Source organism: Taibaiella helva (assembly GCF_003545695.1).
Taxonomy (GTDB): domain Bacteria; phylum Bacteroidota; class Bacteroidia; order Chitinophagales; family Chitinophagaceae; genus Taibaiella; species Taibaiella helva.
Map to the genome: position 1 here is coordinate 54888 of NZ_QUZZ01000015.1, position 12561 is coordinate 67448.

7 protein-coding genes are annotated in these 12561 nt (G+C 49.4%); 5 read left to right on the forward strand and 2 right to left on the reverse strand.

Going from position 1 to position 12561, the window contains the following annotated elements; all coding sequences use genetic code 11:
- The first annotated feature begins 34 nt into the window (after positions 1–34).
- The 4 genes from DZC79_RS18880 to DZC79_RS18895 all read left to right on the forward strand — a co-directional run bounded on the left by DZC79_RS18880 (position 35) and on the right by DZC79_RS18895 (position 9445).
- Positions 35–3640 carry an RHS repeat domain-containing protein gene (locus DZC79_RS18880; protein WP_118953179.1) on the forward strand — a complete coding sequence of 1202 codons (3606 nt, stop codon included), beginning with the start codon at positions 35–37 and terminating at the stop codon, positions 3638–3640.
- A gap of 12 nt (positions 3641–3652) precedes the next feature.
- Positions 3653–7933, forward strand: a complete 4281-nt coding sequence (locus DZC79_RS18885; protein WP_157977275.1) for a DUF6443 domain-containing protein — start codon at positions 3653–3655, stop codon at positions 7931–7933.
- Positions 7934–7942: 9 nt separating this feature from the next.
- Positions 7943–8314 (forward strand): hypothetical protein, encoded by a 372-nt coding sequence (locus DZC79_RS18890; RefSeq protein ID WP_118953181.1) that lies wholly within the window; start codon positions 7943–7945, stop codon positions 8312–8314.
- Between the two features lie 111 nt (positions 8315–8425).
- On the forward strand, positions 8426–9445 hold the full coding sequence (locus DZC79_RS18895; RefSeq protein WP_157977276.1) for a C10 family peptidase: 1020 nt from the start codon (positions 8426–8428) through the stop codon (positions 9443–9445).
- Positions 9446–9745: 300 nt separating this feature from the next.
- Here the strand turns inward: DZC79_RS18895 and DZC79_RS18905 are convergent, their stop codons facing one another.
- A complete protein-coding gene (locus DZC79_RS18905) occupies positions 9746–9934 on the reverse strand; it encodes a hypothetical protein (protein WP_118953184.1) in 189 nt (62 codons plus the stop codon).
- A 232-nt stretch (positions 9935–10166) separates the two neighbouring features.
- Positions 10167–10721, reverse strand: a complete 555-nt coding sequence (locus DZC79_RS18910; RefSeq protein ID WP_118953185.1) for a hypothetical protein — start codon at positions 10719–10721, stop codon at positions 10167–10169.
- A 282-nt stretch (positions 10722–11003) separates the two neighbouring features.
- On the opposite strand from DZC79_RS18910, the gene DZC79_RS18915 reads away from it, so the two are divergent.
- Complete coding sequence (locus DZC79_RS18915; RefSeq protein WP_118953186.1) at positions 11004–12560, forward strand: T9SS type A sorting domain-containing protein; 1557 nt, start codon at positions 11004–11006, stop codon at positions 12558–12560.
- The last annotated feature ends 1 nt before the right edge of the window (position 12561 follow it).

Genomic DNA, 12561 nt, shown 5'->3' on the forward strand with positions numbered 1-12561 from the left:
ATAAAATATCATAACAAAAAACGGCTATCACAATATGAAAACAAGTTTTGGTAAAGCAGCTATGGTCATTGCCATGCTTATTGGAGGTGGTACTGCGATGGCGCAGGGAAATGACTATGGTGAAGACCTGACCAAGATCACAACGCCTTCGAGTAATGTATCCAGCCTGTTGAAGTTTACGGAGCTGCCGGTCAACTACTCGACGGGCACGCCCGATATTTCCATCCCGATATATACGATCAATACGGGTAAGCTGACCCTGCCGGTCACGCTGAAGTATGTTGCTTCAGGTATCCGCGTCGCGGAAAACTCAGGTTCAGTTGGCCTGGGATGGTCGCTTTCGGCTGAAGGTGCCATTCAGCAAGGAATTTTTGGTCTAGAGGATGACGGTACCTACCGGCAATATGGACTGCAATGGACCAATGCCGCTCTATTGCCTACCAGCACAGACGACTACCACCTTTTAGAGTCGCTTAATACGGGCGGATTGGATGGCGTACCAGATGTGTATACCTTTAGCTTCCCGGGCAATGGTGGTAAATTTATCTATGCCGATTCCTTCCGCTGCCTGCCCCAGCAAAATCTTGCCATTTCTACAGCATACAACGGCCCTGATCAATCCTGGACGATCGTTGACCAGAATGGTACACAATATTTTTTCACCCTTACGGAGTATACCCATAACCGTGATGCATCTTCCAGCTCTTTTTCGAGGGCATGGTACCTCACCAAGATCAGGGACGCTAACAATGTGGATTCTATTGTGCTGGAATATGAGAATATGAAGGAAGGACAAGCTGTAGGCCGCAGCTATTCCTTCACCACTTTCCGGCCAGATGGGTTTCCTTTATCTCCCTACAGCATCGATATGGCGCCGAACGATCCGCCCATACCCGGTACCTTTAGCCAGATCAGCCAGACCACAACGGGCTGGCAGCTGAAGCGGATCATATGGAACAATGGCAGCCTGGAATATGACATCGCCTGGGGCGACAGGGAAGACCTTGGCGGCGACCGGGTGCCGCGTATTAAAAATCTATTGTTGTACGGTACAGATGCGCTATTGAAACGCGTGATCCATTTTGACCAGGATTACTTTGTGACGCCGGGTAACAACGAACCTTATATGGGCAAGCGCCTCCGCCTGCAGAAGGTAACCTTTGCGCCCAGCCTGGCGACACTGACCTCGCCGGATGCTTATCAATACAGCTTTGAATACAACGAGACGCCACTGCCCGGCAAGCTTTCCAACCAGATCGATCATTGGGGCTTCTACAACGGAGCCATTGGTAATGAAAGCAGGGGCTTAATTCCCAGCTTTACAAAGCCTGGCATTCATTACTACGGCGCCGACAGAAACGTTAATCCCTTTTATGCAAAGGCTGCTATGCTGACCAAGGTCAATTACCCGACAGGAGGCTACGCCGAATTCAGCTGGCAGTCCCATGCCAAAGTTTATCCGACACAGCTGCTGGATAGCGCCATTATCTATTTTGACTCGACGATGTACGCGGAAATGATCCATACCGGCCATCCGGTCAATGGCACCTGGGAAGACATCATTACTATTCCCACACTACCTACAGATATGTTTGGCGCTGGATTGTCTGCTAAGTACACGGCAAGCGGCGTAGGCATTGGCGGTGGTGGTAACTATCCTTTACTACTGACCCATGCGAGTGTCCAGGGAAAGCTTTATGAATATAGCAGCCTTAACCCGATGAGCAGTCCTGTGACAAGGGCGCAATATGACCTTACCTATAATTATAATACAAATACAGCCAACTGGGCTTATTCCACCAACCTGACCCTTTATCCCGGGAAATCCTATAAGTTTTTTGGCCACGTATTGGATGAAGGCTGGGGCGTACGACAAACCCTTAAAGTGAAATGGCCAAAGAAGGTATTGAATACCTATACACCGCCCACAGAATTTGTGGGTGGCTTACGCATAGCGAAGATCACGCTATACGATAATTTCACAGATAAAAGTATCATCAAAAAGTATGGCTACCCCAATTGCCGGGCATATAGTGCACCCAATTATACCGAAGAAATCTATAAATGGTACAAGTTGCCGACCAATGATCCTAACGATTGTCAATATGGTAAAACGCAGGGCCTGGTTGTAAGCTCCAACAGCACCCATAATTTCCAGGCCGGTCCGCAGGCCGCCTATGATACCGTGAGAGAGGTGATCGGGGAACACGGAGAAGGCGGTTACAATGTATATACTTTTACCCCTTTTACAGAACCAGCTGGTGAATTTCCCGCATCCTGGCGTTTTGGCAGGATGCTAACCAAAAGCGTCTTCACTAACGCCAATGTAGAAGTACAGCGCACGATCTACAATAACAGGACGGTGCTCAACCCGGCACAGAATTTCGCCGGCCATACCGCTAAGCTCATCACTTCTTATCCCTGCTTTAACAGTGGCCTTATCGGCGTTTCTGATTTCGCCCCCTTATATCGCCAAAGGACATATAGTTTCCCCTGCGACTGGATTTATGTGGATACCATAAAGACTTATGACCTCGTTGCCGGGACCAGCACTATCGCAGTGACCGATTATGATAATCCCAACCATCGGCAGCCGACCCGTTCAACGACCTATAACTCAGATGGCAGCCGCCGTACGACGTTTATCAAATATCCTACAGATTATGCCCTTAGCAGTGCACCCATCGGCGATGCTGCGTTCATCAGTCAGCTACAGCAAAAGCACATGCACAGCATACCCATAGAACAATATACCCAGCTCTGGCTACCGGGCAGCGGCAGTCCCCTGACCATCGCTGCGAGCTACAAGCAGTTTGGTAATCTTGTGGCGCCACAGCCCGGGCTCCTGGCGATGAAGCGCAGCTATAAGCTGGAGCTGAGCGAAGGCATCACTGACTTTCAACCCGCAACAATAAGTGGTAACAGCATCAGCAAGGACAACCGGTATAAAGAGAAAGCTTATGCCGCCGAGTATGATACTCGTGCCAACCTGGTCAGCCTTAGCTTGCCCGGCAGCCAGGGCGAACAATATATTTATGGTTATGCCAACGCTTTCCCCATCGCTGTAGTACGCAATAATGATAACAGCAGGAAAGCGGGCTTTACCAGCTTTGAAGAAGGGGCCACCGGCAACTGGACTTATAATGAAGGCGCTGTCGTGAATTCAGCCAGCCAGTCTTTAACCGGCCGACGGTTCCTCGACCTTTCCCTGGGCAGCCCGTCCTTCTATTTCCGTCCGGCGGATAACAGCGATCCCAGCCCGCATCCTATTCCACCACCGGCGGCTTATATCGTTTCCTATTGGCTGAAAGGCGGAACGGCAGTGGTCAGCGGCAGCAGTCCCGGCAGCACCGGCATAAGTGCCAATGGCTGGACCTATTACGAACATCTCATCCCCAGCCCGAATGGCCCTGTAACCATTAACGGTACCGGCCAATTGGATGAGCTGAGGATCTACCCGGTCGGTTCGGTGATGGAAAGCTTCACCTATGACCCGCTGAACGGGATCACCAGCAGGGACGATGGCGCCGGCAGCATTATCCGTTACGATTACGACAATATGGGCCGCCTGAAAACGGAGAAAGATATCAGGGGTAACACAATCAAAGCCTACGAGTATAAATACATGGGTAATCTCTAAAATCCTAAGCACGTGAACAATAAACTTCATTATACAGGCCTGCTGGCGGTGATGGCTGTTTTTGCCATGCAACCCCTCAGCGGACAGCAATTGCCGAACCCGGCCCAGAACCTCCCTTCGCAACCAACACCTCCCGGCACCCCCCAACAGGTGCCTTATCCCGGAATCGGCAGCATAATCCATAACGGAAAAGGTAATTACGTAAAGACCTTTATACCGGACAAGGCGATACCGACGCTTATCGGCTCCTCCATACCTTTTCGCCAAACAACGGTTTACTTAGACGGCCTGGGCAGGCCGCTGCAAACGGTGGCCAAAAAGGCCTATGAAGACGGATACGATATCATCAATCATGTTGTCTATGACGACAATACCGGCGCGGAAACCTATCAATACCTGCCTTTCCCGGTACGGACGACACAGTCGGATGGTAAGCTGGAAGGTGTTCCGCAAAGCGGGTTGCGCATTTTTTACGACCAGGCCGGCCCGGATGAACAGCCTTACAGCAAGACAGAAACGGATGGGTCACCACTGAACCGTGTGCTGAAACAAATGCCGCCGGGGCGCAGCTGGGTAGGCAGCGGCAAGGGTACGGTTTATTCCTATTTAACCAATACCGCAGCAGACGGCGTACGGATCTTTACGATCGGCGCCGCCGCAGGCGATCTGCCACAGACCTCCGGCACTTATGCTCCCGGCACCCTCAGCGTGCTGAAGACGACCGATGAAGACGGTAAATACACGCTGGAATATAAAGACCGGATGGGCCGGCTGATCCTGAAGAAAAACTGGATCAACGGTACCACCGGGCACAACGGCTTTGCCTGCACCTATTACGTTTATGACAACCTGAACCGGCTCCGCTATGTGATCCCGCCGCAGGCAGTAGCAACCATCTCTTCTACCTGGAACCTGAGCGGTGTAACAGAGCTTTGTTACCGGTACGGCTATGATGCCAAAGGGCGCACGAAAGAGAAGAAGATACCCGGCAAAGAAGTAGAATACATGATCTACGATAAGCGTGACCGGCTGGTCTTCTACCAGGATGGCAAGCTAAGGGCAGATAACGGCAAATGGGCCTTTACCTTGTATGATGCCCTGGACCGGACCATTGCAACCGGTATTCAGCTGAAGGCCTATGGCGATATGCAGCTTGATAAAGATAACCTGCAACAGACTATGGATGTCGGAACCATTGCTAACGGATTTATATTTCAATATTGCAATGATTATGCTTTGTATAACAGTTATCCGCCGGAGACCGGCCTGGGTTATGAAGTGAAGACCTATACTTACTATGACAACTATGATCAGCTCTCGTCTTTGCCTTTTGACCCTAACCCATTCCCTGGCATTGCCATAAGCAGTAACCCTATCGATCTTTCGCAGTTCAGCAGCCAGACCAGGAGCCTGGCCACCGGTACCAAGGTAAAAGTGAAAGACCCGGAATCCGGCAACGAACGCTGGCTCAGCAGCGTGAACTATTATGACGAACAGGGGCGCGTGATGCAGACACGTTCGCAGAACTATAAGGGTGGTATTGAGACCAGCAGCAATACCTATTATTTCCAGGGGCAGCTGGGCAAAAACCTGCTGCAGCACGAGAATCCTGATGCAAAAGAGCTGCCGGGTGTCGCCGGCGGCCCGCCGGCCAATATTAAGATACTGACCACCAATACCTATGACTTCCAGATAGGTGGCGGCAGGGCGTCCCTTACAAACGTCACCCAGAAGTTCAATGATGGCGCCCTCGATTATCCCCTGGCTAATTTCTATTATGACCATCTCGGCCGCGTGGTGGTGAAGCAAACGCCGGCAGCCAATATGCTGCAGGAATATACCCTGCGGGGTTTTCTCAACCACATCGATGTGCGCAATACCAACAATGACCCGGATAGCGTGCACCTGTTCGAGGAAAACCTTTATTACGACAAAGGGTTTGGCAGCCGGCTGTACAACGGCAATATCGCGGGCATTACCTGGCGCATGGCCGGTAGCGCTGCCGATACCCAGGCCTACGGCTACAGCTACGACAACCTCAACCGGCTGACCCATGCCCAATACGGCCGCAAGAGTCCCGGCAGCTGGCAGTGGCCGACAACCAGCTACGACTATACTGTTTCGGGAATAGATTACGATCTCAATGGCAATATCCAGCACATGAACCAGAGAGGCGTACCCTTCCCGGGCATCAGCGCACCGATTGCAATGGACCAGCTGACCTATGCCTATGCACCCGGCAGCAACCAGCTGATCAGCGTGCAGGATGCGATACCGGCATCGGCTACTACGCCTTTGCCCGATTTTAAAAACAATGCCAATGCCGCTACGGAATATACCTACGATGCCAATGGGAATATGCTCACGGATGCGAACAAAGGCATCAATACCGCTATTGCCTACAGCCAGCTCAATAAGCCGGAGATCATCTTGATGGGTGGAACTAATGAGGGTAAAATCGTTAACATTTACGATGCCCTTGGCAACCGGCTGCAGAAACGGACCAAAGCAAAAAACAGTAGCAAGACGGATGTCTTTGATTATATCGGTAACTTCGTTTATAAGAACGATACCCTCCAGTACGTGCTGAACAGCGAAGGTAGGGCGCGACCGGTTGCCAACAGCAGCAATGAGCTGAAATTTACTTTCGATTACTTTGTAAAGGATCACCTGGGCAATGTGCGCAGCACGCTGAACGCAGAGCCGTCCGACGAGACTTACCTGGCCCGGCATGAGATATCACTCGCAGGTGTCGAGCAATTGGTCTTTGACAATATTCCGACGGTAAGGGATACAAAGCCCGGCAGTACAGATCCCGAGGATCGTATGGCAGCCCGGCTTAATGGTAGCGACAAACGCATCGGAACGGCCATTATGCTGAAGACCATGCCCGGCGACCGTTTCGTGATCAGGACCGATGCCTTTAGTGAAGATGGCTTCAAAGACAACGGATCGGCGCAGCCGGAAGCACTGGTTGAATCGCTTGCCAGCGTATTGCTGGGTGGCAATACCTATTCGGGTGTACCCATCGCCGAGCTGCCCGATAATGTGCGGACCATCCAGACTGTTTTCAATAACCCCGCCCTGGTAGGAGAACTGGCCCAGCTTTCGCTCAACGATGATCCGGCGAGGCCCAAGGCGCACCTGAATGTGCTGCAGTTCAACAGTAAATTTGAATTGGTTAGAGGAGGCAGCGCAGTAACTCAAGTACCTTGGGATGGCATGGGCGGCTGGACGACCTTCGGACCGGTAATGCCCGCGGGAACGGTAGGTACCGAAGTGGGTGTGGTAAGTGCTGATGCGGGCTATATCATCGTCTTTGTCGATAACCAGAGCCTGGGTAAAGATGTCTGGTTCGACAACATTATGATTGAGCACTACGCAGGCAAAGTAATGGAAGAGAACCACTATTACCCCTTCGGCTTAACCCTGGCGCTGGACACGCGTCCCGGACATAAGGAACAGCCGTATAAATTCCAGAAGCAGAGCCATGAAAATGATTTTGGACTAAACATTTACAGCTTTAAGTACAGGGAGCATGATCCGCAGATCGGAAGATTCTGGCAGGTTGATCCTTTGTCGGATAAATATGTACATAATAGTACTTATGCGTTTTCAGAAAATAAAGTAGTAAATGGTATAGAGTTGGAGGGGTTGGAGGTAGTATTAATTAACGAAAGAAAGGACCCTACAATATATAAAGCGGGTATAGGTAATACGGATAAGTCTGCCGTGCATATTTACGCACATGGCACACCATCAAATGTTGACATTTCAGGAAATGGCAATTGGTCTAACAAGAAGGAGGATTTTAAAGCTATTTTGGAAAAGAGTGATGTTTACCAGAAAAACAAAGACTCGAAGGATTTAGTAGTTATTTTACACTCCTGTAGAGTTGGTAGATCGTATGTTGACGAAGACGGAAACTACACTCCTTCTTATGCAGAAAATATGAGCGGTGAGTTTCCCAATCTAACGATTATTGCACCAGATGAAAGAGATGCCTTCTCTGATGATGGCGAACTCGGGCCAAGAAAAATAGACGATCCTAAGAACAAACGTGGAGATTATAAACCTGGTACAGCCCATAAGATGAATAGTGAAAAAGGCAATTGGAATGTATTTAAAAATGGGAAAATGACTGGTTCTTATAGTGCCGGAGATTATGATGCGGAAGAAGCCCCGTCTTGGTATGAACGCAATTTTCAATTTAACACTAATCGCAATGTAAATACAGGTTCTAGTGAACCATCTCCAGTTACTATTGGCAAAGAAATAGAAAAAGAAAACTAAAAGCATTTTATGAAAAACATTCTGTTAACATTGTCTCTCATAGCTAATATTGCTCTAACTGTATTTTATTTTATAAGGTTCAACGCATCAGAGCCCAGTTTATCTACAAATTCTATGGAGAAAAATGATAGTTTTCCAGATTACGAAATAACATCAATGAAAAATTTCAAAGCTGTTTACTTAAATAAAAATGACAGTCTCTATAAAGATTTATGGAGTGAAGCCTTTGAAAATGAACCGGAACAAGCCTTTTTAATTGCCTGTTCCTATTATTATGTAAAAAAGGATACAGCGATTTTAAAAGATATCAAGGTGTCAATCGAGCAATTAGAACATGCCTATAAAAGAAGAATCATGATAGACTACGATTCCTTACAATAGCAAACTGCCTTCAATATTCAGAACTCACTCAACGATGATCCCAACTGGCCCAAGGCGTATCTGAATGTACTGCAATTCAACAATAAATTCGAATTGGTAAAAAGGGGAGCAGTGACAATCATTTCTACATTGACCTTGAATAATAGTAATAACATTCCATCGCTGTATATTTTCAATTATGCCAATGATGGTGGATACGTTGTGATGCCCGCCGATTGCCGGTTCGAACCCATCAGCGCATTTGTTGAAAAAGGCAATCTTGGTGAAACAGAGAAAATACCTCCTGCTTTGGCTGCCTGGTTTCTCACAACAAGGGCGATCATTGAAGGCATACGAAACGGCGAAATGGCAGATGCTATAGATGATCATAGAGCTTCCTGGGTCCAAATGGGCGCATTGATTCCTGCGGTTTACGAAAATAGAGTTCTCCTCTATTTAAAGGTTTTGGAGAACGCCAGAATTTGCTTTCCCGATTTGATTCAGCTTAAAGAGCCTTTGGTCAATAATAATTGGGGGCAGGGCTGCAGCTACAATAATCTTATTCCCGTTGGCGGTTGTTCCATGGATTGTGGAAAAGCCTTAACCGGATGCGTTGCAACAGCTGGCGCCATTCTTTCGCACTATTGGGCAGCACCCAGCACTGCCTTAAATTATAATTATGCTGCGATGGACCGTAACAATGGGGATACCGGTGTCCAGCGGTTGATGCTGAACATTGGTCAAACTGTCCATATGGATTGGAACTGTGGCGAATCAAGTGCGGACACAAAAGACCTTCGTAACTTCTATAGGTACTATCTTTACTATAACGCCTTTGGCGAATATGATGATTTTGACAACAATACAAGCCGGTGGACCATTAAGGGGGATATTGATGCAGGACGGCCGGTAATCCTTGATGGCTGTACAGAGAATGCCACTCTTTTTCATTGGAGCTATGGTGCATGCCATGCCTGGATATGTGACGGTTATCGGCAATATTCCAACCCCTGCCGTTCTTCCAGCTTTCACTTCCATATGAATTGGGGTTGGGACGGATCCAACACTGGGTACTTCTTTCAGGCCGGTGAATGGCCCGCTGGCAGCGTGTTTCAATATGAGCGCAGCATTTTACACAATGTTCATCCTTAAATTATGACCAGATATTGTTTCATTGCCTTGCTAACATTTTTAGGTATTAATCTAACTGCTTGCAAACCGAAAAAGATTCCGGCTCTTCCTCCCAATGTCCTGTTTTTTCAAATTAAGCAGAATGGAGCGATCCTTCCAGATTCGATATTATCTAAAATTAAGCTGTTTTACTATTCCGGAAATAGTAAAGTGGAAGCACCTCCTGCTAACTATGATGATAAAACCTTCCTATTTCCTGCTTCCCGAAGCTCGGCTGGATTGGATGGTAAAGGCGTATTATGCAGCGGCTATATTGCAGACCTAATTGTCCACTACGGAGGCGCTAATACGATGTACCTGTCCTATCCGGATGGCGATGTAGATACCCTTTATGTTGAGGTTAGCGATATTGGTAATAAGGCCGGTGTAAATGATCGCTGCTATTGCGCGTTCCCATTTACGGTCGTTCGGTTCAATGGAAAGGATGCGCCGGAGGTTACGGATATACATACTGATGATAATAAACCCATATACCTGTTTTCAAAATGAGCCTTTCAATATTCGAAGTCATAGGCTTATCGTATAATTTACAACTAGCTTAGTAAATGGTTGTACTAACATCATCATTTATACTTATGGTTAAAGTTCAAATCGCATATACTTGTATCATTTCGTTAGTGCTTCTTGAATTAGAAGGTCAGAATCAGTATCACTAAAAGATTTATGGCGCAGCGCAAGATACCTATGATTGTACGCCGGCAAAACGGCTCACCTTACCTTCCAGGTCTATCTTCATGATTTCCAGCTTGCCCTTTTTATCCCTCAGCTGGATAAAGTAAGCGTCGGCATCGTCAAAGTGCCCGCCATACAAATACATATCCGTATCGTTGTCGCTATTATCATCGAAAAAGAGTACCGGTGCTTTATCGCAGCCATCGTAGCGGCGGGATAGCTCTTTCTGTGCGGCAGACGGTATTTCTTTGAAAGAGGAAGCTGCTGTCGTTCCGATCAGCCGGGCGTTGCTGTCATAATAGGCATCCATGCGGCTGCCGTTAGCATTGGTAAAGCTTACCCGGTCGTAGTAAGCTTCGCGCTTCCAGCTGATGTTCGATGTGTATTGAAAATCCTGTGCGAATTGCTGCTGCGCCCTGTCGCTGACAGCGCCGGGATCCAGCCTGGTCAGGCCGGTTTTGGCAGTATGCTTGTTGTTACGGCTTTCTTTCTTTTCAGCGAAGGTTTGTCCCCAGCTCAATTGTGCAGAGAAGCTCAGGGCCAGGAGAAGGATCAACGGTTTCATCTTTACGGTATTTAGAAGGTTAGCAAATATAACTTAAACGGGATATTGATCGTCCGGTATTGGTGCTGCATACCTTGTTTCTTTTTTAGGGAAACCTGCTGTTATGTGCAGGAGCAATGGATAGACGACCCAGCGCTCTTTGTGTTTATCCGGACATGATATTTGGCTTTTTGTTTGCATTGCGGCGGGCGGGCAGCAATTAAATTATGCAAGGAGCTGACTAAGAAAAGAGGGAAGTGATAACGTCTTGTTTTTTATAGAGAGCCTGAAACGATAAGCCCGATGAAATATTTGTTTTCCTCCTTGCTGCTCTGCAGCGTCCTGCTTGTACAAGCGCAGCAGCTTACTTTCGATAGCACCTTTGCCGATAACGGCATTGCCACCAGCCTTGCCGGCGATGTGGCGCGGGAAGCCCTGGATATCACTCTGCAGACCGATGGCAAGTTGGTGACCGCCGGTACGGAAATTGCCGGTAACGGAGCATCTTCCTTCCGGACGCTTGTCAGCCGCTTCCAGGCTAATGGCCAGCCCGACAGCAGTTTTGCCGGGAACGGGCACGCTTTGCTGACCACCGGTTTCGATAACCATGCACACGCGGTAAGGGTGCAGGCCGACGGCAAGATATTGGTAGCCGGTAACGAGATCTATGTGACGCCGCCGGCACAGATCATCAGCCGACCCTTTATCGCCCGGCTGAAGGCCAACGGTCAGCGCGACAGCAGCTTCGGCAATAACGGAATCCACTGGCTCGGCCAGTTGAATATTTTTGCCCGTAAAGAAGTGAGCTCCCTGGCCCTGCTTTCTGATGGACGCATTGTCGCGGGGGGTACGGTTGGCGACCCGGCCCTGAAAATGATGCTGGTATGTCTGAACCCCGACGGTAGCTATGATACGGGCTTCGGCGTTTCGGGCGTGGCCAGCTATGTGATGGAGACAGGCAGGAATGCCGTGCTCTGGGATGTGCTGGCGCAATCGGACAACAAGGTGCTGCTGACCGGCTATTCCGGCGAGGCCAGCCTGAACGCTCCGCCTGCAACCCGCATTGCGCTGGCCCGCGTACAGACCAACGGTACTTTAGATCCCGCATTCGGCGCCGGAGGCGTTGTGCTCACAACACTTTCCCCGTCGGCCAGCCCGTTTGACGCTGCACGTGTCGTACGCCAGCAGCCCGATGGTAAAATATGTATTGCCGGCAGCTCCGATACCAGCCTGGTCCTGGCGCGCTACCGCTCCGACGGCACGCCGGATCCCGCTTTCGGACAAGGCGGCAAAGTTGCTTATGCCGGCTTTCCGGCAGCATCGGGCCTGGCCCTGTCCGGGGGTAAGCTGTATGTTTCCGGCTTTGTGCGTACCGGCGGCGACTCCGTAGCGCTTAGTCTTTCCGGTTTTCATGCCAATGGCAGTCCCGACACTTCCGTAGGCTTATACGGTCAGCTGAAGGCGCATCGCTTTGCAAAAAATCACCTGCGCAGCCTGCTGGTGCAGCCGGATGGCAGGCTGGTAGCTGCCGGCAGCTTTGATGATGCCGGGAACAGCGGCATTCTGCTGGCCCGTTTCGGGCGCCCGATGGTTGTGAGTACCGGGAAAAAAATGAAGGGTAATATACAGGTCACCCTCTATCCCAATCCCGCCGGCGACCAGGTAACGCTGACCATCAGCGGTATCCGTAACCCGGAAGCAACGGTAACCATCTATAGTACGGCGGGTAGCGTTGTTTATTGCGGAAGCTACCAGGACAGCCCGCTGCAAATCCCGTTGCATGCGCTGGCGGCGGGCGTTTATTTCCTGCGGCTGGAAGCCAGAGAAGCTACCGAAACACTCCGCTTCGTCAAAGAATAGC